This is a genomic window from Ancylobacter polymorphus, assembly GCF_030813495.1.
Classification (GTDB): Bacteria; Pseudomonadota; Alphaproteobacteria; order Rhizobiales; family Xanthobacteraceae; genus Ancylobacter; species Ancylobacter polymorphus.
Genome location: NZ_JAUSUI010000006.1, coordinates 203,038 through 225,058 on the forward strand (window position 1 = coordinate 203,038; position 22,021 = coordinate 225,058).

General features: G+C 69.2%; 24 protein-coding genes. 9 read left to right on the forward strand and 15 right to left on the reverse strand.

Features of this window, described 5'->3' with window-relative positions; translation table 11 throughout:
- Nucleotides 1-32: 32 nt before the first annotated feature.
- The 4 genes from J2S75_RS15250 to J2S75_RS15265 form a co-directional block, all read right to left on the reverse strand.
- Complete coding sequence (locus J2S75_RS15250; protein WP_307020881.1) at nt 33-941, reverse strand: sugar kinase; 909 nt, start codon at nt 939-941, stop codon at nt 33-35.
- A 108-nt stretch (nt 942-1,049) separates the two neighbouring features.
- On the reverse strand, nt 1,050-1,811 hold the full coding sequence (locus J2S75_RS15255) for an SDR family NAD(P)-dependent oxidoreductase (protein WP_307020882.1): 762 nt from the start codon (nt 1,809-1,811) through the stop codon (nt 1,050-1,052).
- Between the two features lie 110 nt (nt 1,812-1,921).
- Nucleotides 1,922-2,500, reverse strand: a complete 579-nt coding sequence (locus J2S75_RS15260) for a lysozyme inhibitor LprI family protein (RefSeq protein ID WP_307020884.1) — start codon at nt 2,498-2,500, stop codon at nt 1,922-1,924.
- A 29-nt stretch (nt 2,501-2,529) separates the two neighbouring features.
- Nucleotides 2,530-3,738, reverse strand: a complete 1,209-nt coding sequence (locus J2S75_RS15265) for a pyridoxal phosphate-dependent aminotransferase (protein ID WP_307020886.1) — start codon at nt 3,736-3,738, stop codon at nt 2,530-2,532.
- Nucleotides 3,739-3,875: 137 nt separating this feature from the next.
- On the opposite strand from J2S75_RS15265, the gene J2S75_RS15270 reads away from it, so the two are divergent.
- The 3 genes from J2S75_RS15270 to radC all read left to right on the forward strand — a co-directional run bounded on the left by J2S75_RS15270 (nt 3,876) and on the right by radC (nt 6,777).
- Nucleotides 3,876-5,057, forward strand: a complete 1,182-nt coding sequence (locus J2S75_RS15270) for a GNAT family N-acetyltransferase (protein ID WP_307020888.1) — start codon at nt 3,876-3,878, stop codon at nt 5,055-5,057.
- Between the two features lie 107 nt (nt 5,058-5,164).
- The gene (gene map, locus J2S75_RS15275; RefSeq protein WP_307020890.1) at nt 5,165-5,992 is read left to right on the forward strand and encodes a type I methionyl aminopeptidase; all 828 of its coding nucleotides are present in this window, start codon (nt 5,165-5,167) and stop codon (nt 5,990-5,992) included.
- A gap of 17 nt (nt 5,993-6,009) precedes the next feature.
- Nucleotides 6,010-6,777 (forward strand): RadC family protein, encoded by a 768-nt coding sequence (gene radC / locus J2S75_RS15280; RefSeq protein ID WP_244375059.1) that lies wholly within the window; start codon nt 6,010-6,012, stop codon nt 6,775-6,777.
- Between the two features lie 8 nt (nt 6,778-6,785).
- Here radC and J2S75_RS15285 read toward each other — a convergent pair whose 3' ends face one another.
- From J2S75_RS15285 to J2S75_RS15330, 10 genes are all read right to left on the reverse strand, one after another.
- Entirely contained in the window at nt 6,786-8,261 is a 1,476-nt protein-coding gene (locus J2S75_RS15285) for a flavin monoamine oxidase family protein (RefSeq protein ID WP_307020894.1), read from the reverse strand.
- 74 nt (nt 8,262-8,335) lie between these two features.
- Entirely contained in the window at nt 8,336-9,079 is a 744-nt protein-coding gene (locus J2S75_RS15290; RefSeq protein WP_307020896.1) for a protease inhibitor Inh/omp19 family protein, read from the reverse strand.
- 11 nt (nt 9,080-9,090) lie between these two features.
- A complete protein-coding gene (locus J2S75_RS15295) occupies nt 9,091-10,074 on the reverse strand; it encodes a 2-hydroxyacid dehydrogenase (protein ID WP_307020898.1) in 984 nt (327 codons plus the stop codon).
- 88 nt (nt 10,075-10,162) lie between these two features.
- Nucleotides 10,163-10,657, reverse strand: coding sequence for a MarR family winged helix-turn-helix transcriptional regulator (locus J2S75_RS15300; protein ID WP_307021322.1), 495 nt, complete (start codon nt 10,655-10,657; stop codon nt 10,163-10,165).
- 119 nt (nt 10,658-10,776) lie between these two features.
- Nucleotides 10,777-11,364, reverse strand: a complete 588-nt coding sequence (locus J2S75_RS15305; protein WP_307020900.1) for an NAD(P)H-dependent oxidoreductase — start codon at nt 11,362-11,364, stop codon at nt 10,777-10,779.
- A complete protein-coding gene (locus tag J2S75_RS15310) occupies nt 11,364-12,785 on the reverse strand; it encodes an FAD-binding oxidoreductase (RefSeq protein ID WP_307020903.1) in 1,422 nt (473 codons plus the stop codon). The genes J2S75_RS15305 and J2S75_RS15310 overlap by 1 nt, the downstream gene beginning before the upstream one ends.
- Nucleotides 12,775-14,091 carry a cytosine deaminase gene (locus J2S75_RS15315; protein ID WP_307020905.1) on the reverse strand — a complete coding sequence of 439 codons (1,317 nt, stop codon included), beginning with the start codon at nt 14,089-14,091 and terminating at the stop codon, nt 12,775-12,777. The genes J2S75_RS15310 and J2S75_RS15315 overlap by 11 nt, the downstream gene beginning before the upstream one ends.
- A complete protein-coding gene (locus J2S75_RS15320; protein WP_307020907.1) occupies nt 14,088-14,870 on the reverse strand; it encodes an ABC transporter permease in 783 nt (260 codons plus the stop codon). Before J2S75_RS15320 ends, J2S75_RS15315 begins: the two co-directional genes overlap by 4 nt.
- A gap of 11 nt (nt 14,871-14,881) precedes the next feature.
- Complete coding sequence (locus J2S75_RS15325) at nt 14,882-15,697, reverse strand: ABC transporter ATP-binding protein (RefSeq protein WP_307020909.1); 816 nt, start codon at nt 15,695-15,697, stop codon at nt 14,882-14,884.
- 37 nt (nt 15,698-15,734) lie between these two features.
- Nucleotides 15,735-16,760 (reverse strand): ABC transporter substrate-binding protein, encoded by a 1,026-nt coding sequence (locus J2S75_RS15330; RefSeq protein ID WP_307020911.1) that lies wholly within the window; start codon nt 16,758-16,760, stop codon nt 15,735-15,737.
- A gap of 153 nt (nt 16,761-16,913) precedes the next feature.
- Between J2S75_RS15330 and J2S75_RS15335 the strand changes: the two genes are divergently transcribed.
- The 3 genes from J2S75_RS15335 to J2S75_RS15345 are packed head-to-tail and all read left to right on the forward strand — an operon-like array spanning nt 16,914 to nt 19,219.
- Nucleotides 16,914-17,303: a RidA family protein gene (locus tag J2S75_RS15335; RefSeq protein ID WP_307020913.1), complete on the forward strand. Its 390-nt coding sequence runs from the start codon at nt 16,914-16,916 to the stop codon at nt 17,301-17,303.
- Nucleotides 17,304-17,339: 36 nt separating this feature from the next.
- Complete coding sequence (locus J2S75_RS15340) at nt 17,340-18,158, forward strand: creatininase family protein (RefSeq protein WP_307020915.1); 819 nt, start codon at nt 17,340-17,342, stop codon at nt 18,156-18,158.
- Nucleotides 18,158-19,219: an Ldh family oxidoreductase gene (locus tag J2S75_RS15345; RefSeq protein ID WP_307020917.1), complete on the forward strand. Its 1,062-nt coding sequence runs from the start codon at nt 18,158-18,160 to the stop codon at nt 19,217-19,219. The genes J2S75_RS15340 and J2S75_RS15345 overlap by 1 nt, the downstream gene beginning before the upstream one ends.
- A gap of 62 nt (nt 19,220-19,281) precedes the next feature.
- On the opposite strand, the gene ppa is transcribed toward J2S75_RS15345, so the two are convergent.
- Nucleotides 19,282-19,806: an inorganic diphosphatase gene (ppa, locus tag J2S75_RS15350; protein ID WP_307020919.1), complete on the reverse strand. Its 525-nt coding sequence runs from the start codon at nt 19,804-19,806 to the stop codon at nt 19,282-19,284.
- 236 nt (nt 19,807-20,042) lie between these two features.
- Here ppa and J2S75_RS15355 point away from each other — a divergent pair, with 236 nt between their 5' ends.
- The 3 genes from J2S75_RS15355 to J2S75_RS15365 are packed head-to-tail and all read left to right on the forward strand — an operon-like array spanning nt 20,043 to nt 22,020.
- Nucleotides 20,043-20,390: a hypothetical protein gene (locus J2S75_RS15355; RefSeq protein ID WP_307020921.1), complete on the forward strand. Its 348-nt coding sequence runs from the start codon at nt 20,043-20,045 to the stop codon at nt 20,388-20,390.
- Complete coding sequence (gene aztA, locus J2S75_RS15360) at nt 20,390-21,154, forward strand: zinc ABC transporter ATP-binding protein AztA (protein ID WP_307020922.1); 765 nt, start codon at nt 20,390-20,392, stop codon at nt 21,152-21,154. The genes J2S75_RS15355 and aztA overlap by 1 nt, the downstream gene beginning before the upstream one ends.
- On the forward strand, nt 21,151-22,020 hold the full coding sequence (locus J2S75_RS15365) for a metal ABC transporter permease (RefSeq protein ID WP_307020924.1): 870 nt from the start codon (nt 21,151-21,153) through the stop codon (nt 22,018-22,020). The genes aztA and J2S75_RS15365 overlap by 4 nt, the downstream gene beginning before the upstream one ends.
- Nucleotide 22,021: the final 1 nt, after the last annotated feature.

Sequence of the window (22,021 nt, forward strand, 5' to 3'; positions counted from 1 at the left end):
GAAGCAGGTGCGGCCTCTGCGTCCCTCTCCGCTCAGGCGTTGGCGTGGCGCGGCAGCAACGCGCCGCGATGGCGGATGACGCGGCCGGCGAGCTGGTGCCCGGCCGTCGCCGCTGCCGCCGGGGCTTCGCCGGCAAGGCGCGCGGCGAGATAGGCGGCGTTGAAGCTGTCGCCGGCGGCGGTGGTGTCCACCGGCACCACGGGCTGGGGAATGGCGACCAGCTGCGCCTGGCCACCACTCACGACAAGCGCGCCCTCGGCGCCGTTCTTCACCACAATTTCCTGCACGCCGAAGGTGGCGAGCCGCTCGGCGGTGGCGGTGGGGGAACCGTCGCCCCACAGCGTCGCCTCATCCTCGAAGGTCGGCAGGGCGATGGAGGTGCGCTTCAGCGCCTCGGCATAGACGGCGCGGGCGCGGGCCACGTCGCCGCGCCAGTTGCGCGGGCGGAAATTGCCGTCGAAGACGACGCGCGTGCCGCGCTCGCGGGCGAATTCGATGGTCGCGAGCAGGCGGCCCAGCCCGGCATTGGAATAGAGCGAGAGGGTGATGCCGGAGAGATAGATGAGCTTGGCCTCGATCAGCGCCTCGCACATCACCTCCCAGCCGGGCAGTTCGAACAGCTCGCGTGCCGGAGCGCTGTCGCGCCAATAGGTGAAGCTGCGCTCGCCCGCCGCGTCGATGTCGATGAGATAGAGCCCGGCGGTGCGGCCGGGTACGCGGGCCATCAGGCTGATGTCGAGGCCCTCGGCCTGGGCGGAGGCGCGGATGGCGTCGGAATAGGGATCGTCGCCCAGCGCGGTGGCATAGGCGGTGTTGACGCCGGCGCGGGCGAGATAGACGGCGGTGTTGAAGGTGTCGCCGCCGACGCCCTGGCTGAAACGGCCATCGGCGCTGCGGGCCAGTTCGACCATAACTTCGCCGATGGAGATTACCTCAGCCATGCGTCCCTCCCTGTCGCGTCGATTCGCGCGGGAGCCTCGCCCTATTCGGCGGGGGAGGCAAGGCCGGGGCGTCTCCCCGCCCCGCGCGGGCGGGACGGGGAGGGGTACTCAGAGCTGGACGCCGCGCGTCAGCGCGCCGTCGACAACGAGATTGGTGCCGTAGATGAAGCTCGCCGCCGGGCTCGCCAGGAAGACGGCGGCATTGGCGATTTCCTGCGGCGTCGCCATGCGGCCGGTGGGATTAAGGGCCAGCGCCTCGGCGAACAGGGCCGGGTTGCCGTCCTTGATCTGGTTCCAGATGCCGCCGTCGAAATAGGTATTGCCGGGCGAGACGGTGTTGGCGCGGATCTTCTTCGGCGCCAGCTGGAAGGCGAGGCCCTGCGTGTAATGGATCAGCGCCGCCTTGAATACGCCATAGGGCCCGCAGGCAAAATCGATCTCGCGGCCCGACACCGAGGAGATGGTGACGATGGAGGCGGCGGCGCTCTTCTCCAGATAGGGCATGGCGGCGTTGACGAGGCGCACCGTGCCCATGAGGTCGGTCTCGAAACCCTTCTTCCAGTGCTCCTCATCATTGCCCACGGCCAGCGCGCTGACATTGGCGACGACGATGTCGAGCCCGCCAAAGGCTTCCGCCGCCTTGTCCACGAGGCTGGCAAGGGCGGCGCCGTCGGACACATCGGCGGCCGCGCCCAGCGTCTTCACGCCGCTTTCCGCCAGCCGTGCGGCAGTGGCTTCCGCCTCCGCGCCGTTGCGGCTGCACAGGGCGACATCGCAGCCCTCGGCGGCCAGGGTCTCGGCGATGGCGAGGCCGATGCCCTTGGTGCCGCCGGTGACGACGGCGCGCAGTCCCTTGAGTCCGAGATCCATGGTCGGGGGTCCTTCATGAACGGGGGGAAGAGGGCGGCATGATCCCAACACCGCCGGCCCTGCACAAGACGGTTCGTCGGCTTATTCCGATGCCGTGTGGAGGGTGGCGCTCATGGCGCGATCAGGATGACGCGCGGCGCGCCGGTGGGCGCGGGAGGTGGCGCGGTGGCGGTGGAGGGGTCGCCGGCGGGCGCCGCAGGCGGGGCGGGCGGCGCCGGCGGCCAGCCGCCTTCCGGCGCGTAGCGGGTTTCGAGGTCGCGGGCGCGCTGTCCGTTGAGGCCGATCAGGCAGATCAGCCGCTGCTCCATGACGCCCGACCCGCCGAGCCGCCCGCCAATGCTCTGCTTCGGGCCCTCACCCTCGAAGGGGGCGATGCTCTGGCACTCGAAATTGCGCCAGTGGACGAACCGGCCCTGCGCCTCCTCGAACAGCGAACTCCAGCGGCGGCGCTGCGCCGGCTGCAGATCGGCCCGCGCCTCGATGGTGGCGAGGACGCCGGCGACGCTCCGCTCCAGCGCGCTTTCGCCCGCCGCCTGCAGCGCGGCGAGGCAGTCGAGATAGGCGCGCGGCTCGGCATGTTCGCGCCGGCAGGCCGCCGGGTCCGTCGAGGCGCTGGCCGCGGCGGAACCGAGCCCGAGCAGAAGCGATGCGGCGAGAAGGTGAAGGCCGAGGCGGCTTCGGTCTGTCATCGGTCTCGGCCTCCGTTCGACCGCCACGCTCAGGCGGCGGGCGCCTTGCGCAGGAACGCGTCCATGCGCTCCAGCGCGCGGGAGATGTTCGCGGCCGAGTTGGCATAGGACAGGCGGATATAGCCCTCGCCGAACACGCCGAAATCCGGCCCGCCTATGGTGGCAACACCCGCCTCGTCCAGCAAGGCGGTGGCGAGCTTCTTGGCGGAGGTCCAGCCGGTGCCCGTGATGTTGGGGAAGGCGTAGAAGGCGCCCTTCGGCACGGCGCAGCGCACGCCCGGCAGGGCGTTGAGCCCGTCCACCACCAGATGCCGCCGCCGGTCGAACTCGGCCACCATTTCCGCTACGCAATCCTGCGGCCCGGTGAGCGCCGCCAGCGCGCCGAACTGGGCGGGGGCGTTGACGCAGGACCAGGCATTGACCGCGAGCTTGCGCGCGGCATCGAACAGCCCTTCCGGCCACAGCGCCCAGCCGAGCCGCCAGCCGGTCATCGCATAGGTCTTTGACCAGCCATTGAGCAGGATCAGCCGGTCGCGGATCTCGGGATAGGCGAGCAAGGTGGTGTGCGCTTCCCCATCGAACAGGAACTGGTCGTAGATCTCATCGGAGAGGATCGCGACCTGCGGGTGCGCGGCCAGCCCGGCAATGAAGGCGTCGATCTCGGCCTTGGGGGTAACACCGCCGGTCGGGTTGGCCGGCGAGTTGAGGATGACGAGCCGCGTGCGCTCGGTGATGAGCGAGAGCGCCTCGGCGGCGGAGAAGCCGAACCCATTCTCCTCGCGCACCGGCACCGGCACCGGGGTGGCGCCGGTGAACTCGATCATCGAGCGGTAGATGGGAAAGCCGGGGTCGGGATAGAGGATTTCCGCGCCGGGTTCGCCGAGCATGAGGATGGCGGAGAACATCGTCACCTTGCCGCCGGGCACGATCATCACCCGGCCGGGGTCGATGCCGAGGCCGAAGCGGCGTTCGATATCGCCCGCCACCGCCTCGCGCAGCGGCTCTATGCCGACGGAAGGGGTGTAGCCATGCTGGCCGTCGCGCAGCGCCTTGATGGCGGCTTCGACAATGTGGCCCGGCGTGGCGAAATCCGGCTGGCCGATGCCGAGATTGATGATGTCGCGGCCCTGCGCCGACAGGGCGGCGGCGCGCGCCAGCACGGCGAAGGCGTTCTCCTCGCCGATCCGCGCGAAGGCGGCGACGGGGTGGAGCGGCAGGCGGGCGTCTGGCGTCATCATGTCCTCGTTCGGCTTGCGTTGGCGTTTCGGTTGACGCGGCGCATCAAAGCTCTTGCAGTCTTTCGCAGTCGTGTCACACGGGAACGGGGCCGGGTTCAAGTGCGACGCCGGCCATGCGGGAGTAGGACAAGACGCCGATGACTGGGCCGCAGAGTGAGCTTTCCGCACCGCCGGCGCTGCCGATCGGGCCCTTGGTCGATACCGCGCCGGCGCAGCGGCCCGTGCGCACGGTGCTCGCCGGCCGCTTCGTCGACCTCGTGCCCTTCGATCTCGACGCCCATGGGCCGGCGCTGTACGCCGCCAGCCATGGGCCGGAGAGCGAGGCCATCTTCGCCTATCTGCCCAATGGCCCCTATGCCGATTACGCCGCCTTCGCCGCCTATTACGGCCCGGCGGCGGAGCGCGACGACCCGCTGCTGTTCGCGATCATCGACAAGGCGACCGGCGTCGCGGTGGGCCATGCGACCTATCTGCGGATCGACCCGGCGAACCGCTGCATCGAGGTCGGCCATATCCTCTACACGCCGGCGCTGATGCGCACGCCGGGCGGCACGGAAGCCATGTATCTCATGGCCCGCCATGTGTTCGAGACCCTGGGCTATCGCCGCTATGAGTGGAAGTGCAACGCGCTCAATGCCCCCTCGCGCCGGGCGGCGGAACGCTATGGCTTCCGTTTCGAGGGGATTTTCCGCCACCACATGATCATCAAGGGCCGCAATCGCGACACGGCGTGGTTCTCCATCCTCGAAGAGGAATGGCCGCAGATCGCGGTGGCGATGGAGACATGGCTGGCACCGGAGAATTTCGACGCCGCCGGCCGGCAGCTGGTCTCGCTCTCCGTGCTCAACGCCCGCACGCTTGAGGTGGAAGGGCGCGCGCTGCGCCGCGCCGACCTTGCCGATCTTCCCGCCGTCGAGACGCTGCAGCGCGCCGCCTATGCCCGCAACCGCATCCTGCTCGGTGTCGAGCCGGTGCCGCTGCTGTGGGATTATGCCCGCGTGTTCCGCGAGCGCGAGGTGTGGGTGCTGGACGGCGCCGACGGCATCGCTGCCGTCGCCATTCTCCAGCCGCGCGGCGACGACCTGCTGGCCGACAGCCTCGCCGCCTGCCCGCGCGCGCAGGGCTTCGGCCATGGCAATCTGCTGCTGGCGGCGGCCGAGGCGCGGGCCCGCGCCCTCGGGCGGCACACGGTGCGGCTGTATACGGGCGAGCCGCTGGAAGCCAACATCAACTGGTACCGCCGCAAGGGTTACGCCATCGAGCGGGTGGAGCAACTGCCCGACCGGCGGCTGGTGCATATGGCCAAGCCGCTGGGGTGAGGGCGATGCGCGGGCCGTTTGGCGCGCGCTTTCCTTGCGCCAGCGCGCGGATGGCTTACATTCGGGGCGCACCTTCGCCCTGACCCCGTGCTTTTGGACGTTCGACGATGAGCTATGTGGAGGCGGCCGGCGCGCCGCTGCGCAAGACCGGCCATATCAAGCTGCATGGCCCCGAGGGCTTTGCTGGCATGCGCAAGGCCGGGCAGCTGACGGCGCAGGCGCTCGACCTCGTGCATGAACTGGTGGCGCCGGGCGTGACCACCGACGCCATCGACCGGCTGGTGTTCGACTTCGCCATGGACCATGGCGCGCTGCCGGCGACGCTGATGTATCGCGGCTACCGCAAATCCACCTGCACCTCGATCAACCATGTCGTCTGCCATGGCATTCCCAACGACAAGCCGCTGCGTGAGGGCGACATCGTCAATGTCGATGTGACGCTGATCGTCGATGGCTGGTATGGCGATTCGAGCCGCATGTATCCGGTGGGCGAGATTCCCCGCCGCGCCGAGCGGCTGCTGGACGTGACCTATGAATCGCTGATGCGAGGCATCGCCGAGGTGAAGCCCGGCAACCATGTCGGCGATATCGGCGCGGCGATCCAGGATTTCGTCGAGCCGCTGCATATGAGCGTGGTGCGCGATTTCTGCGGACACGGCGTCGGCCAGGTGTTCCACGACGAGCCTAACATCGTGCATGTCGGCCGGCGCGGCGACGGGCCGGAACTGATGCCCGGCATGATCTTCACCATCGAGCCGATGATCAATCTCGGCCGCCCGCATGTGAAGGTGCTGTCCGACGGCTGGACGGCGGTGACGCGCGACCGTTCGCTCTCCGCCCAGTTCGAGCACACGGTGGGCGTGACGGAGACGGGGTGCGAGATCTTCACCCTCTCGCCCAAGGGCTATCACAAGCCGATCTTCAGCAACGACTGAGCGGGGCCGGGGCCGGCATGGCGCGCAACGGAGCAGGGCGCAGCGGCGGCCGCGAGGCCGCGCCGGGGTCCGCCGGAAGCGAGCCGGCCGCCCCTTCCGGCTTCGACGAGGCGGAGCCGCATTTTCTCGGCCATCGCGAGCGGCTGCGCGAGCGCTTCCGCAGCGGGGGCGGGGAGGCGCTGCCGGACTACGAACTGCTCGAACTCGTGCTGTTCCGCGCCGTGCCGCGCGCCGATGTGAAGCCGCTCGCCAAGGCGCTGATCGACCGTTTCGGCTCCTTCGCCGAGGCGATCAGCGCCCCGCCCGGACGGCTGCGCGAGGTGAAGGGGGTGGGCGAAGCCATCATCACCGAGCTGAAGCTGATCGGCGCGGCGGTGGAGCGGGTGACACGGGGACAGGTGCGCGCCCGCCCGGTGCTCTCCTCCTGGAGCGCGGTCATCGCCCATTGCCGGGCCAGTATGGCCTTTGTCGAGCAGGAACAGTTCCGCATCCTGTTCCTCGACAAGCGCAACCAGCTCATCCTCGACGAGGTCCAACAGCGCGGCACGGTAGACCACACGCCCGTCTATCCGCGCGAAGTGGTGAAGCGCGCGCTGGAAGTGGCGGCGAGCGCGATCATTCTCGTCCACAACCACCCGAGCGGCGATCCCACGCCGTCCCATGCCGACATCCAGATGACCAAGACCATCATCGACGTGGCCAAGCCGCTCGGCATCGAGGTGCATGACCACATCATCGTCGGCAAGGACGGCCACGCCTCCCTGCGCGGGCTGCGGCTGATCTGACGTCTCCGTCAGCGCGCGCCGGAAAGCGGGCGCGCCTCCGGGTCGATCTGCCGGGCGGCGCGCAGGCCGGATTCGATGGCGCCCTCCACCCAGCCGGTCTTCAGCGTGGTGAAATCGCCGGCGAAATGGATGCGCCCCTCCGGGGCGGTCCATTCCTTCACCATCCAGCCGCCGCCGACCGGGGTGGAGCCGAAGGAGCCGCGAATCCAGGGCTGTTCGCTCCAGGCGAAATCGCTGACGCTGACGACGTCGCCGAGCAGGCCCGGCAGGTCCTGCTGGAAGAGGTCCACCACCTGCTGCGCGCGCACCTCGCGCGGGGCGGCGAGCACACGGTCGGCATTCTCGCCATTGAGGTAGAGGAAACCGCTGCCATGGCCGCCGGGTTCGTTGCCGGTGATGTCGATGAAGCGCTCCCACGGCCGGTCGCCGCCGGCCATCGGCCAGCCGCGCACATTATGGGCGAGCCAGGTCGGTTCACGGGTCTTGACGATGACCTTGACCGTCTTGTCCCACTCCATCTCGGCGAACATGCGTGCCTTGCCGGCGGACCAGGCGGGCGCGACCTCGACCTCGTCCATCACGCTGAAGGGGATGGTAGAGACGATGGCGTCGCCGGTGAACTCCTTGCCGTCCTTGGTGCCGACGCGAATGCGCGGGCCGGTCTGGTCGATGCGGACCACCTGCGCGTCGAGCACGATGTTGCTACGGCCGAGAGCATTGGCCATCGCCATCGGCAGGCGGTTATTGCCGCCCTGGATGCGGAACACGTTCTGATCGCCGAAATGATAGGCGAGATCGGGAATGATGCTGAGCGTCTGCGCGTAGGGGGTGAACAGCCCGGCATTGGCGGCGAGCAGCTTGAGGAAGGCGGGCGAGGCGCCCACCGGCCGCAGCAGGTCTTCCAGCGTGATGTCGTCCAGTCGGTCGAGCAGGTCCTCGTCCGGCCAGTCGGGGCTCAGCACGGTGTTGGTGTCGAGCCCGGCGCGGAACAGATAGCGGTTGAGATTGGCGGAGACGGTGACGTTGCGCTCTTCCGCCGTCAGGTCCCACGGCCAGTTGGTGATGTCGGCGGATTTCGCCGTCTTGCCGTCCACCATATAGACCGGCAGCCCGTCATTCAGGCTGAGCAGCGGCAGGTTGAAATGGCGCACATAGTTCAGCACCAGCGGCATGTCGGAGCGGAAATGGCCGCCGCCCGCCTCGGTGAACATGCCATCGCCCAAGGGCAGGGAGAGCAGCCGGCCGCCGATGCGTCCCTGCCGCTCGATCACCGTCACCTTGTGGCCGCGCCGTTGCAGCGAAAGCGCCGCGGTGAGGCCGGACATGCCGGCGCCGAGCACCAGAACCTCGATGGGGTTGCCGGTGCGCGCCTGCGCCCGCGCCGGTGCCGCCAGCGGCGGGGCGGCGAGCGCCCCCAAGGTCGCGGCGGTGCCGGCCAGCAGCGCGCGGCGCGAGAAGCCACGGGGGGGCGTATCGGTCGTCATCGGTTCAAGCTCCACCTTGCCGGTACGGCATCTAGCAGGAGATGGTTCAAAAGTCTCGCATCTAGCGGCGCGGCTCAGGGGCGGCTCAGCAGCAGCGGCTTTCCTTCTTCCGGCGGCACTTTCTCCCAGCCGCCGTCTTCCTGCGCGGCGAAGCGCAGGCCCTCGCCGCGCGCGGTGAGCAGCACCAGGCTGCCGCCGTCGAGCCGCCAGCGATCCGGCGCCAGCGCCACCAGCCGCGCCGGGCAGCCGGCGGCGAGCCGGGCGCGGAAAGTGCCGCCGCCGGCCTCGGCATCGGTGAGTTCGAGCCGGCACAGCGGCTTGCCCGCCTGCTCGGCCATGTCCCAGACCCCCACGAGATCGGCGGCGTGCAGCGCGGGATCGGCGAGGCGCGGATTGACGAGGAAATACACCCCGTCGCCCTCGCGCAGCGCCTCCCAGGTGCCGCCGACGCCCTCAGTAAACTCCGCCACCAGCGCGCCATCCGGCCCCTGCAGCCGGATGGCATTGCCGGGGCCGGGCGACCAGGAAGCGATGTCGACACTGAACAGGATGGCGCCGGCGCAGGCCTGCCGGTCGAGGGCGACCTCGAAGCGCGCCGGGCTGCGGGCTCGGCCCTGCGGTTTTTCGGACAGGGTGAGAAGACACATCCGGTCGCCATCGGCATTGGTCAGCCGGTAGTCGGCCGCGAGCGAGGCCGGCGCGGGAATGTCGCTCTCCTGCGCGCGCGCCGGTGCCGCGACGGCAAGCGCGACGGCAAGCGCGAGGGCTCCGGCGCCGACACGCGGGCGGCAGCGGGCGAGGCGGCGGGGCGCCGGCATGGGCGTCGCCCTCAGCCGGCCGGCTTCACGGGCGTCTCCGGCACCGGGGTCAGCACCGGCTTGCCCGCCGCCCAGGCGAGGAGGTTGTCGACCACAAGCTGGCCCATGGCGTTGCGCGTGACATGGGTGGCGGAGGCGACATGCGGCAGCAGCACGACATTGTCCATGCCGATCAGCGCTTCCGGGACATGCGGCTCGTTGGCGAACACGTCGAGCCCGGCGGCGGCGATGGTGCCGTCTTCCAAGGCCTTCACCAGCGCCGGCTCGTCCACCACCGAGCCGCGCGCGACATTGATCAGCACGCCCTTCGGGCCGAGCGCCGCCAGCACCTCGGCATTGATCATGCGGTCGGTTTCGAGCCCGCCCGGCACGATGACGATGAGCGCGTCGACATCCTTCGCCAGCGCGACCAGCTCGGGATAATGGGTATAGGGCACATCCGCGACGGGACGGCGGCTGTGATAGGCGATGGGCCGGCCGAAGCCTTCCAGCCGGCGGGCGATGGCGCGGCCGATGCGGCCCATGCCGACAATGCCGAGCGTGCGGTCGCGCAGGGTGGCGGTGAGCGGGAAGCCGCCGGCGGGCCACTTGCCCTCGCGCAGATGCCGCTCGGCCTGGGGAATCTGGCGGATGGTGGCGAGCAGCAGGCCGACGGTGAGGTCGGCCACCTCGTCGTCGAGCACGCCGGGGGTGTTGGTGACCACCACGCCGCGCCGGCCGGCCGCCTCGGCATCCACAGAATCATAGCCGACGCCGAAATTGGCGACGATTTCCAGCGCCGGCAAACGGGCCATCAGCGCCTCGGTCACCCGGCGGGCACCGCCGCCGGTGGAACCGACGCCGGTGGCGACGGCGCGGATGCGCGGGCCGACCTCCGTCAGCATCAGCTCGGCGTCCGGCGCGTCGAGCCGGTGAACCGTGAAGTGCTCGTTCAGCTGCGCCTCGATCATGCCCATCATCGGGCCGGTCTGGAGAAGGTCTGGGCGGCCGGACATGGGACACTCCTGCGCGGAAAGGGGCCGACATTCCTCACCAAAGCCGGGCCGGTTTCAAGCCCGATTCGGCGGAAGGCGCCTTTCGCGTTCAGGCGGTCTCTTCCTCGGCCGCGTCCTCGGCGTCCTCGTCCGCCTCGGTCGTCGCGGCGCCGAGCTGGGCGGAGAGGTTGCGGTCGATCTTGCGCAGCATCTTGCGGAAACGCCTGCGGTCCTTGCCGTCGAGGCCGGCGGTCATCGTGTCTTCGATGGAGTCGGAAATGGCGTCGATCGCCTCGGCGCGGTGGCGACCTTCCTCGGTCAGATGCACCCGCACCAGCCGGGCATCGCCCTCGGAGGCGCGGCGCACCAGCAGCCCTTGCGCGGAGAGGCGGCCGACCGTCTTCGACGCGGTAGGCGGGCGCACCTTCAGGGCGGCGGCCAGCTCGCTCATGGTGCGGCCGTCACTTTCGCAGAGCAGCTTGAGTACCGTTTCCTGACCGGGAAACAGCCCGACATCCTGAAGGCGCCGTGCCGCCAGAGCGCGCTGAAGCCGCGCGACGTGATGCAGCCGCTGGCCAATCTTCTTGTCGAAGCCGTCCTTCATGGGCGTCCCTGCCATCCAATGCACGCCACGGTACCATTATCTAATGCGAAAATAACGCATTGCCGTGACACAAACACCGATGCCAGCGAAAGATCGCCCGGCAAAGAGGGCGCGCGGCGTCAGAGCCGGGCGAAACGGGCCTCGACCTTGGCCAGGAAGGCGGCGCGGCGCTCGGCACTGGCGGAATCCATGCTGTGCAGCGCCAGCCAAAGCTTGCGCGCGCGCGGGTGGATGATGCCGCCAATGCCGTCGAGCAGGATGCGCCGGCCGGGCTGGCCGATCCACAGCCACCAGTACCAGGGCGAACCGAGCGAACTCACCGCCGCCAGCACGCGGATATTGGTCAGCCGGCGTTCCAGCGAGCGAAAGGGCTTGGGCATGCCGAAGGTTTCGTGCGGCACCAGTACCCGCTCCAACCAGCCCTTGAGCATGGCGGGAGGGCCGTACCACCAGGTGGGCGCGACGAAGATGAGGGCGTCGGCCTGCTTCACCCGTTCGAGATGACCGGCGATGCGGACCGTGTTGAGGCCGGGCTCGTGATAGGCGAGCCGCTCCTCGCGGCCCATCACCGGATCGACGCCCTCGCCATAGAGGTCGAGCAGGTCCACCTCATGGCCGGCGGCCATCAGCCCCCTAATAACCGCGTCGCGGACGCCGGCGGTGAAGCTCTCCGCCACCGGGTGGCAATAGACGACAAGCGCGCGCATCAGCTGGCCTCTCCCGTGCTTCGGCCTTCCAGCCCGGGGAACAGATAGGTGCGGCCGGTGGCAAAGTCGAAGTCGGGATTCTCCCAGGCGATCATCTTGCCGGGGTTGAGCAGGCCGCGCGGGTCCGCCTGGCGCTTGAAGGCGAGCTGCGCCGGGTCGGTCTGCTTCATGCCGCCTTCCTCCAGCGTGTAGCGGTGCGGATTGAACACCGGGATGCCCAGTTCCTCATGCAGGGCGACGATTTCCTCAAGCCGCTCCTCGGAGCTGAAGCGCACGAGCGGCAGGCCGAAACAGGTGACCTTGCCGTCGAAGCGCACGAATTCGAGATGCGCCGGCACTTCCTCGCCGAGCAAGGCATGCACCTTCGCCACCAGCCCCAGCTGGTGCGGAAAGGGATAGAGCGTCTGCAGATAGGTGATGGCGGGGTCGACCCGCAGCGCCCGCAGCGTCGTGTGGTTCCAGGCCAGCTCGTAGAGCGGCGGCAGGCCCTTCCGCTCCTCCGGCGGCAGCCGATCGGAGCGGAACAGCATTTCCCCGCCCCAGCGGGCGGTGAAGCCCTCGAACGCCGCGCGGCCCATCGGCGCCAGCATCACCAGCACGATGTGCCGGCCCTCCGGCAGGAAGGGGCGATGGCGCAGGAAACTCAGTTGCGGAATGGGCGCGGCGATGACGGAAACGAGCTTCTTCAGCAGCGCGTCCTGTTCGCCCAGCGCGTTGGCATAGGCGGCGGCCTCGTTGAAGTCCGAAAAGCCGATAATGGCCTCGGTCCAGTCATAGGCCGGCGCGAGCGGCATCTCGATGTCGAGGATGATGCCGTTGGTGCCATAGGCGTGGGCGACCTTCTGCACCTCCTCCCCGGTCAGGGTGAGGAGGCGCGGCTTTGCCTCCATGGTGGCGAGGCGCAGCGAGAGGATGTTGCCGAGGTCGCGCAGCCCACCCCAGCTGATCGAGCCGACCCCGCCCGAACCGCCGGCGATGAAGCCGCCCAGCGAGGCGGTGCGGTAGGTGGAAGGGTGCAGGCGCAGTTCCTGCCCGCTCATTGCGCAGGCGGCGTCGATGTCCGCCAGCAGGGCGCCGGCCTGCGCCCGCACCCGGCCGGGGGCGATGTCGAGCACCTTGTCGAGGCCGGAGAGATCGAGCACCAGCCCGCCCGCCAGCGGCATGGCCTGCCCGTAATTGCCGGTACCCGTGCCGCGCGGGGTGACGGGTATGCCGAGTTCAAAGCAGGCGGCGAGGATGCGCAGCACCTCCTCCTCGCTGGTCGGAGCGGCGAGGATGTCGCCGACAACGCCGTCGAGCTGGCGCTTCAACGTCGGCGAGTACCAGTAGAAATCACGGCTCTTCTGCCGCAGCACGGCCGGATTGTCCTCAAGCCGGATGCCCGCCAGCCGGGCCTTGAGGGCGGCGATGTCATAGGTCACGCGGGCGCTCCATCAAATCGTCCAGCTCGGCATAATCGGGCGGCATGGTGTCGATGGCGCGGCCTGCCCTGAGCACGGTGCGCCCCGCCAGAGGGCGGGCGAGCCATTCATTGAGGCTGCGCGCGGGAAAAAGCGAGAGATCGGCGGGCGAACCCTCGGCCAGCGTGCCGGCCTCCACGCCCATATGCGCCGCCGGGGCGCGGGAGATGAGCGCCGGCCCGTCGCCATGGGGATGGTCGAGATGGGCGATGCGGGCGGCTTCGCGATAGACTTCCGCGAGGTCGAGATCGCCATAGGCGTAGAAGGGATCGCGGGTATTGTCGCTCGCCACCATGACCGGGATGCCGCGCGCCCTCATTTCCTGCAGCAGGGTGACGCCGCGCCAGCGCGGGGTGCGGCCGGACTGGCGGTCCTGCAAATAGAGGTTGCACATGGGCAGCGAAACGACGGCAATGCCGGCCTGCGCCACAAGGTCGAGCGTGCGGTCGATCTCGTCCTCCCCCTTCACCGCGAGCGCGCAGCAATGGCCGGCGAGAATCGGTCCCTCGAAGCGGCGCTCCAGCGTCATGCGCGCCAGGAGGTCGAGCCCGCGCCCCTCGCGGTCGCGCTCGTCCACATGCAGGTCGAGCCCGAGGCCGAAGCGCTCGGCCGCGTCGAACAGCCGGGCAAGGCCGGCTTCGAGGTTCGGGGTGAGATAGGTATAGGCGCCGAGACGGCCGCCATGAGTGCGCACCAGATCCAGAAACGGCGTGAAGGCCGAATCGTCGAGCACGCGGTCGATGGCGATCAGCCCCACCGCCTGCAGGTCGATCCGCCCGCGCCAAGCCTCGCGCATCCGCGCGAAGACCCGCCACGCGCCGGCGGCGCGCGGCCCTTCGGAATCGAGATGGGTGCGGATCGCCACCGTGCCATGGGCATAGGCGCAGCGCAGGCCGAAATCGAAGCGCCGGCTTATGTCCTCCTCGGTCCAGTGCGCGGCGCGATCCGCGTTCACCGCGTTCACCGCGCCGTCGAAACTGCCGTCGGGGTTCGGCGCGCGCTTCCAGATGAAACCCTTGTCGAGATGGGTGTGGATGTCCACAAGGCCAGGCAGCACCAGCCCGCCCGAGAGGCCGAGCCGGGGGCCGGCCTCGACAAGCGCGCCGGCCGGGGCGAGGCGGGCGAGGCGCGCCCCTTCCACGGCGATGTCGAGCGCCACCAACCCTTCCGCATCCGCCGTCCCGGCAAAGGACGGCACGAGACAGGCGGGCGCCCGCACAGGGCCGAGAATGTAGGCGGCCGGCGGGGCTTTCAGATCAAACGTCACGTCCGGCCACCCAGTTCGCTCTCGTGCCAGCGCCGCAGCACCAGCCAGGACAGCAGGCTCAGCGCGGCATAGATGAGGATGCCGGTGAGCGAGATGAGGAGAAGCGCCGCGAACAGGCGCGGAATATTGAGCCGATAGGCCGATTCGACGATGCGGAAGGCGAGGCCCGACCCTTGCCCGGCCGAGCCGGCGGCGATCTCGCCGACCACCGCGCCGATCAGCGCCAGCCCGCCGGCAATGCGCAGCCCGCCGAGAAAATAGGGCAGGGCGGTGGGCAGCTTGAGCTGGATGAGCGTCTGCCAGCGCGAGGCGCCGGAGAGGCGGAACAGGTCGCGCAGGTTCGGGTCCACCGAGTTCAGCCCCAGCGTGGTGTTGGACAGTACCGGGAAGAAGGCGACGATCCAGGCGCAGAGCAGCACCGCGCTGTCGGTGGAGAGGTAGATCAGCATCAGCGGCGCCACGGCGATGACGGGCGTCACCTGCAGAATGACAGCGATGGGGAACAGCGAGAATTCCACGATGCGGGCGCTGGCGAACAGCAGCGCCAAGGCGACGCCGCCGACCACGGCCAGCGCCAGCGCGACCAGCGTGGTTTGCAGCGTCACCAGCATGGAGGCGAACAGCACCGCGCGGTCCTTGACCAGCGTCGCCAGCACCGCGTCCGGGGCCGGCAGAACATAGGGCGGCAGGTTGTTGAGCTTCACCACCGCTTCCCAGCCGAGGATGAGTGCCGCCAGCACGCCGAGGGGGAGCAGCCAGCGCAGCGGCGAGGTGGCCATGCCCGCCCCCGCTAGTGCGCGTCCATCGCCCGGGCGAGGGCGAGGGAGGTTTCGCGGCAGAGCGCCGCATATTCCGGCGAGGTGCGGAAGGCTTCGTCGCGCGGCTGGTCCGGCGCGATGGACAGTTCCGCCGAGACGCGTCCGGGGCGGGCGCGGAAGACCAATATGCGCGAGGAGAGATAGACCGATTCGAACACCGAATGGGTGACGAAGACGATGGTGCAGTTGAGGCGCCGCCACACCTCCAGCAGATCATTGTTGAGCTTGAAGCGGGTGATCTCGTCCAGCGCGGCGAAGGGCTCGTCCATCAGGAGCAGGCGCGGCTTGGTGACGAGCGCGCGGGCGATGGAAACCCGCATTTTCATGCCGCCGGAGAGCTCGCGCGGATAGGCATCGCGGAAGGCGGAAAGGCCCACCAGTTCCAGCGCTTCCATGATGGCGGGCTCAGCCGCGCGCCGGCCGACCCCGGCGAGTTTCAGCGGCAGATGGACATTGCCGAACACGCTGGCCCAGGGCATCAGCGTGGGCTCCTGAAACACGAAGCCGATGGCGTGGGGATGCTGCGCGCGCCGGGCCTTTTCGTCCGCGGCCCAGTCGAGCCGGCCCTCGCTCGGCTCGGCGAGGCCGGCGATGAGCCGCAGCGCGGTCGACTTGCCGCAGCCGGAGGGGCCGAGCAGCGAGACGAACTCGCCCGCGCGGACCTCCATATCCAGCCCCTCCAGCGAGGTGACGCTGTTGGCAAAGCGTTTGCCGACGCCGGACAGGCGCAGCAGCGGCGCGCCTTCGCCGGCCGGGCGCGGTGCGATGTCCGACGGGTGCGCGTTCATGCCGGGCTCGCGCGGCGAGCAGGGGGCGAGGCACGCCTCATTTCGGCGCCAGCTCCTTGCCGACGCCCTTGTTGACGAAGTGCAGCGTGTAGGATTTTGCGTAGTCGATGCCCGGCGCCAGCACCTTGGCCTTCACCATCTTGTCGTAGAACGCCTTCATCCGCGCATCGCTCATCGCGCCGATGCCGAGCGTGGTCGTGTCGCCGGAATCGACGATGCCATATTCCTTCATCTTGGCGATGGAGAAGGCGATCATGGCGTCGGTCATCTCCGGGTTGTCCTGCTTGATCAGGGCATTGGCCTTGGCATTGTCGCCATAGAGATAATTGTACCAGCCGATGATCGAGGCATCGACGAAGCGCTGCACGAGGTCGGGATTCTGCTTCACCAGCTCGGTGCGGGTCTCGATGGTGGTGGCGTAGGTCTCGAAGCCGTAATCGGCGAGCAGGAACAGGCTCGGCTTGAACCCGCCCTGCTGTTCCACCGCATAAGGCTCGGAGGTGATGTAGCCCTGCATGGCGCTGTTCTTGTCGACGAGGAAGGGCGCGGCGTTGAAGGTGTAGGGCTTCACCTGGTTCTCGCTGAAGCCGTAATCGGCGATCAGCCACTGGTAGTAGCTCGCCAGCCCCTCCTTGGAGATGAACAGCGTCCGTGTCTTCAGCTGCTCGAACTGCGTCACGTCGGGATGGGCGATGAGGACCTGCGGGTCCTTCTGGAACATGGCGGCGACGACCTCGGTGGGGATGTTCTCCACCACCGAGGAGATCGCCTGCAGCATGTTGGCGCCCATGTAGAAGTCGATCTTGCCCACTGGCAGCAGCAGCCGGTTATTGGCCTGCGGGCCGCCGGGCATGATGGTGACGTCGAGCCCGTATTTCGCATAGGTGCCATCGGCCACCGCCTGGTAGAAGCCGCCATGCTCGGCCTGGGCGACCCAATTGGTGCCGAAGGTCACCTTGTCCGCGGCGCGCGCCGGAGCGGCCGTGAGCAGAGTGGCGAGGGCCAGCGCACCCAGCGCGGCGCGAGGGAAGAGGGAACGCAAGCGCGGCAGACGCGGGCGCATCGAAATCTCCATCCGGGCTAACAAGGGCGGTGCGTGACGGAACCCATGCCCTCATGATAGGCGAGCTTAATCGCCATGCACATATGCTGTCGCGAGAGAACTGTGCATGCGCAGCATCGCCCGCCTTCGGCCCGGCGGAACCGGAGAGACCCCATGCTTCGCCATTTCGTGCCGTCCGCCATCCGCGCCCCTTTCGCCCGCTACAGCCATGCGGTGGAAATCCCCGCCGGCGCCCGGCTGCTGCTGGTCTCCGGCCAGCTCGGCATCACCCCGGACGACGCCATTCCCGACGGGGTGGAAGAGCAGGCCGCGCTGTGCTTCGCCGCCATCGAGGCCTGCCTCACCGAGGCCGGCATGGGGCGCGCCGACATTGTGCGGCTCAACGCCTATGTCACCGACCGGGCTTATCTCGCCGGCTACATGGCGGCACGCGACCGTTTCATCGCCGCCCCGCCGCCGGCCTCGACGCTGATGATCGTCTCCGGCTTCGCCCGGCCGGCGTTCAAGGTGGAAATCGAGGCGCTGGCGGCCCGGCGGGATTGAGCCTAGAACGCCGCCAGCAACGACCGGAGCCGTGCCATGCCCCCCAAACGCTTCTGGACCGAACTCAGCTGGACCGATTTCGCCCAGGGCGACACGGAGAACTGGATCGCCGTCTTGCCGGTGGCGGCGGTGGAACAGCACGGGCCGCATCTGCCGGTGGGCGTCGACGCCTTCATCGGCGAGGGCTATCTCAAGGAAGTGGCGCGGCTGCTGCCGGAGGATATTCCCGCCCTGTTCCTGCCCATGCAGGCCATCGGCAAGTCGAACGAGCATCTCGATTTTCCCGGAACGCTGACGCTTTCGGCAGAGACGGTGATCCGCGCCTGGACCGAGATCGGCGAGAGCGTGCACCGCGCCGGGGTTCGCAAGCTGGTGATCGTCAACTCCCATGGCGGCAATGTGCCGATTCTGGACATCGTGGCGCGCGAATTGCGGGCGCGGCTCGGCATGTTGGCCGTCATGGTCTCCTGGCATCGCTTCGGCTATCCTGAGGGCCTGTTCACCGCGCAGGAACGCCAGCACGGCATCCATGCCGGCGGGGTGGAGACCTCGCTCATGCTCGCCTTCCGGCCCGATACGGTGCGGGTTGACGAGGTGCGCGACTTTCCCCCGGTGACGCTGGCCATGGAGCAGGAATTCGCCTTTCTGCGCGCGGGCTCGCCGGCCGGGTTCGGCTGGATGGCGCAGGATATCCAGCCCACCGGCGCGATGGGCGATGCCACCGAGGCGAGCCTTGAGAAGGGCGAGGTCTGCGCCCTCTATGGCGCGCGGGCCTTTGTCGAACTGCTCGGCGATGTCCATCGTTTCGATCTGTCGCGGCTGCCGGCGGGGCCGCGCGGCGGGGTGGCCCGCTGATGGAAGGCTCGGTCGCGCGGGCGGCGTTCCATTCCCGCCCTCTCTCGCTTGACGCTGCCCGCGCCTATGCAACGCGGGTGCTGGAGCGCTTCGGCGCGGCGCCGGGCAACGCCCACGTGACCGCCGATGCGCTGGTGCGCGCCGAGGCGGACGGGCTCGCCACCCATGGCCTGACCCGGCTGCCGAGCTACAGCGCCATGGTCGCCGCCGGCAAGATCGACGGCCACGCGGTGCCGCGGATGCGGCCGGTCGCTCCGGCGGTGCTGGCGGTGGATGCCGGCAACGGCTTCGCCTATCCCGCCCTCGCCCATGGCCTGCCCTCGCTGGCGGCGATGGCGCGGGCGAGCGGGGTGGCGCTGATGGCGGTGCGGCGCTCAAGCCATTTCGGCGTCGCCGGCCAGCCGGTGGAGACGCTGGCGAATGAAGGTCTCGTCGGTCTCGCCTTTTCCAACGCCTCGGCCTCCATCGCGCCCTGGGGCGGGAAGCGACCAGTGTTCGGCACCAACCCCATCGCCTTCGCCACGCCGCTGAAGGGAAGGGCGCCGGCGGTGGTGGACCTCTCCGTCGCCAAGGTGGCGCGCGGCAATCTGCTCGCCGCCGTGCAGCGCGGCGAAGACGCGATTCCCCCGGGCTGGGCCTTCGACCGCGAGGGCAACCCGACCACCAACGCCAAGGCGGGGCTCGCCGGCACCATGGTGCCGATGGGCGAGGCCAAGGGCACGGCGCTCGCCTTCGTCGTCGAGGTGATGGCGGCGGCGCTCACCGCTTCCACCTTCTCCTTCGACGCGCCGAGCTTCTTCACCGGCGAGGGGCCGCCGGCCTCGGTCGGCCATGTCGTGATCGCCATCAATCCCGGCCTGCTGGCGGGCGATGCCTATCTCGACCATCTCGAGCGCCTGGCGCTCACCATCGAGAGCGAGCCTGGCGCGCGGCTGCCGGGAACGCGCCGGCTGGTCAACCGCGAACGCGCGGCCCGCGAGGGCGTGACGCTCACGGTCGGCGTGCAGCGGGCGCTGGCGCAGATGGGCTATGTCGACGCTCCGGAAGCGGCCGGGGCCTGACAGCCGAAAGGCCCGGACAGGGCCGGGCCTTTCATATTCTCACACACCGGGAAGTGCGGCGCTCACTTATAGGCGGCGATCGCCTTGAGGATCAGCTCGCGCGCGCGCTCGGGACCTTCCCAGCCGGCAACCGAGACCTTCTTGCCCTTCTCCAGATCCTTGTAATGGGTGAAGAAGTGGCCGATCTGCTCGATGACGAGCTCCGGCAGGTCGGCATAGGTCTTGATCTTGGAGTGGTAGGGATAGACCGAGTCCGCCGGCACGGCGAGGATCTTCTCGTCGCCGCCCTTCTCGTCGGTCATCATCAGCACGCCGACCGGGCGGCAGGCGATGACGCAGCCGGCCAGCAGCGGGATGGGCGAGAGCACGATCACGTCGATCGGGTCGCCGTCATCGCCGAGCGTGTTCGGCACGAAGCCGTAATTGCCGGGATAGAACATCGGCGTGTGCAGGAAGCGGTCGACGAACAGCGCGCCCGATTCCTTGTCGATCTCGTATTTCACCGGCGCGCCGCCGGCGGGGATTTCGATGATGGCGTGGACTTCGTCAGGCGGGTTGGGCCCGACCGAAATGCGCGAAATATCCATGAATGGGCTCCAACGGCTCCAGGTCGACGGGCCGGCAAGGCCGGCGGGCAGAAAGGCGCCTTCTCATAGGTCGCTGCGGGCGCGCCGTCGAGACGGGTCGTCCCATCAATTCGACGGGCACCACTCGCGCAATGAGGCTAGCCGCTGACGCACCGTCAAGGATTTGATACACTGTATCTTTCTGCTGGACGGGCAATGCCGATATACAGTATCAATTCCGGGTCTGGAGTTTGAGCATGTCCGTCGCCCCCATCCGCCTGCACGACCACGCCCACATATCCGCCCCTCCGGAGGGACGTGGAAAGGCCGGCGCGGGGGGGCACGGGCACGCTCATTCTCCGGGCCACGCGCATGGTCACGATCACGATCACGGCCATGCGCAGACCCATTCCCCTGCCGATGCCCGGGAGGGCGGCGCGCATCTGCACCGCCATCATTCGCATGCGGCGGGCGAGCGGCATCCGCCGGCCCGGCCGGGCTTCTCGTTGCTGCGGCTCTCCGCCCTGCAGCGCCTCGCCATCGCGCTGCCGCTGGCGGCCGTGCTGTGGGCCATGGCGCTGGCGGTGATCGGGGTGGGCGCGTGATGGGAAACGTGCTGGCCTTCCGCAATCTTACCCTCGGCTATGACCGCCACCCGGCGGTGCACCATCTCGACGGCGAGGTGGCCGAGGGCGACCTGCTTGCCATCTGCGGGCCGAACGGCGCGGGAAAGTCCACCCTGCTCAAGGGCATTGCCGGCGTGCTGTCGCCGCTCACCGGGCGCATCGAGGGCCATATTGCGGCGCGGGACATCGCCTATCTGCCGCAGGCGGCGGAAGTCGACCGCTCCTTCCCGATCGACGTTTACGATCTCGTCTCCATGGGACTGTGGCGGCGCGCCGGCCTCTTCGGCGGCATCAGCCGCGCCGACCGGGTACGGATCGAGGAGGCGCTCGCCGCCGTCGGGCTGGAAGGCTTCGAGGCGCGCCCCATCGGCACGCTGTCGGGCGGGCAGATGCAGCGCGCGCTGTTCGCCCGCCTGCTGCTGCAGGATGCGCGGCTGCTGCTGCTCGACGAGCCCTTCACCGCGCTCGATGCCGGCACCATCACCGATCTCACCGCGCTGGTGAAGCGCTGGAACGGCGAAGGCCGCACCGTCATCGCCGTGCTGCACGATTTCGAGCTGGTGCGCGGGCATTTCCCCCGCACGCTGCTGCTCGCCCGCGAGGCGGTCGCCTGGGGTGCCACCGGCGAGGTGCTCACCCCCGCCAACCTCGCCGAAGCCCGCCGCATGTGCGAGGCATGGGACGAGGATGCGCCGGCCTGCGCTCCATCGCTCAAGGCGACGGCGGCGGGGAGGGCGGCGTGATCTACGATCTGCTCATCGCCCCCTTTGCCGAATTCGATTTCATGCGCCGCGCGCTGGTGGGCGTGCTCGCGCTCGGCATCGGCGCCGGTCCCATCGGCGTGCTGATGATGCTGCGCCGCATGAGTCTCGCCGGCGACGCCATGGCCCACGCCATCCTGCCCGGGGCGGCGGTCGGTTTCCTCGCCGCCGGGCTGAACCTGTTCGCCATGACGGTGGGCGGGCTGGTGGCAGGCTTCGCGGTGGCGCTTGGCGCCGGCGCGGTGGCGCGGGCGACGCAGATGAAGGAGGACGCCGCGCTGGCTGCCTTCTACCTCATCTCGCTGGCCCTCGGCGTGCTTCTCGTGTCACTGCGCGGCTCCAATGTCGATCTGCTGCATGTGCTGTTCGGCACGGTGCTGGCGCTCGATGACGCGACGCTGCTGCTCATCGTCTCCATTTCCAGCCTGACGCTGGTGGCGCTGGCGCTGGCCTGGCGCCCGCTGGTGCTGGAGAGCGTCGACCCCGGCTTTCTGCGCTCGGTGAGCCGTGCAGGGGCGCCGACCCATCTGATCTTCCTGGCGCTGGTGGTGATGAACCTCGTCGGTGGCTTCCATGCGCTGGGCACGCTGCTGGCGGTGGGGCTGATGATGCTGCCCGCCGCCGCCGGCCGGTTCTGGACCCGCGAACTAACGGCGCTGGTCGGCGTCTCGGTGCTGATCGCCTGCGGCTCCGGCGTGCTGGGGCTGCTGGTTTCCTATCATTCCGGCGTGCCCTCCGGGCCCGCCATCATCCTCGTCGCCGGCGGCGCCTATGCGCTGTCCGTTCTGTTCGGGCCGGTGGGCGGGCTTCTGCCCCGCTTCCTGCCGCAACGCCATCTCGAAGCCTGAA

Coding starts and splice junctions, on each gene's coding strand:
- J2S75_RS15250 (WP_307020881.1), bottom strand. CDS start 941: ATGGCTGAGGTAATCTCCATCGGCGAAGTTATGGTCGAACTGGCCCGC.
- J2S75_RS15255 (WP_307020882.1), bottom strand. CDS start 1,811: ATGGATCTCGGACTCAAGGGACTGCGCGCCGTCGTCACCGGCGGCACC.
- J2S75_RS15260 (WP_307020884.1), bottom strand. CDS start 2,500: ATGACAGACCGAAGCCGCCTCGGCCTTCACCTTCTCGCCGCATCGCTT.
- J2S75_RS15265 (WP_307020886.1), bottom strand. CDS start 3,738: ATGATGACGCCAGACGCCCGCCTGCCGCTCCACCCCGTCGCCGCCTTC.
- J2S75_RS15270 (WP_307020888.1), top strand. CDS start 3,876: ATGACTGGGCCGCAGAGTGAGCTTTCCGCACCGCCGGCGCTGCCGATC.
- map (WP_307020890.1), top strand. CDS start 5,165: ATGAGCTATGTGGAGGCGGCCGGCGCGCCGCTGCGCAAGACCGGCCAT.
- radC (WP_244375059.1), top strand. CDS start 6,010: ATGGCGCGCAACGGAGCAGGGCGCAGCGGCGGCCGCGAGGCCGCGCCG.
- J2S75_RS15285 (WP_307020894.1), bottom strand. CDS start 8,261: ATGACGACCGATACGCCCCCCCGTGGCTTCTCGCGCCGCGCGCTGCTG.
- J2S75_RS15290 (WP_307020896.1), bottom strand. CDS start 9,079: ATGCCGGCGCCCCGCCGCCTCGCCCGCTGCCGCCCGCGTGTCGGCGCC.
- J2S75_RS15295 (WP_307020898.1), bottom strand. CDS start 10,074: ATGTCCGGCCGCCCAGACCTTCTCCAGACCGGCCCGATGATGGGCATG.
- J2S75_RS15300 (WP_307021322.1), bottom strand. CDS start 10,657: ATGAAGGACGGCTTCGACAAGAAGATTGGCCAGCGGCTGCATCACGTC.
- J2S75_RS15305 (WP_307020900.1), bottom strand. CDS start 11,364: ATGCGCGCGCTTGTCGTCTATTGCCACCCGGTGGCGGAGAGCTTCACC.
- J2S75_RS15320 (WP_307020907.1), bottom strand. CDS start 14,870: ATGGCCACCTCGCCGCTGCGCTGGCTGCTCCCCCTCGGCGTGCTGGCG.
- J2S75_RS15325 (WP_307020909.1), bottom strand. CDS start 15,697: ATGAACGCGCACCCGTCGGACATCGCACCGCGCCCGGCCGGCGAAGGC.
- J2S75_RS15330 (WP_307020911.1), bottom strand. CDS start 16,760: ATGCGCCCGCGTCTGCCGCGCTTGCGTTCCCTCTTCCCTCGCGCCGCG.
- J2S75_RS15335 (WP_307020913.1), top strand. CDS start 16,914: ATGCTTCGCCATTTCGTGCCGTCCGCCATCCGCGCCCCTTTCGCCCGC.
- J2S75_RS15340 (WP_307020915.1), top strand. CDS start 17,340: ATGCCCCCCAAACGCTTCTGGACCGAACTCAGCTGGACCGATTTCGCC.
- J2S75_RS15345 (WP_307020917.1), top strand. CDS start 18,158: ATGGAAGGCTCGGTCGCGCGGGCGGCGTTCCATTCCCGCCCTCTCTCG.
- ppa (WP_307020919.1), bottom strand. CDS start 19,806: ATGGATATTTCGCGCATTTCGGTCGGGCCCAACCCGCCTGACGAAGTC.
- J2S75_RS15355 (WP_307020921.1), top strand. CDS start 20,043: ATGTCCGTCGCCCCCATCCGCCTGCACGACCACGCCCACATATCCGCC.
- aztA (WP_307020922.1), top strand. CDS start 20,390: ATGGGAAACGTGCTGGCCTTCCGCAATCTTACCCTCGGCTATGACCGC.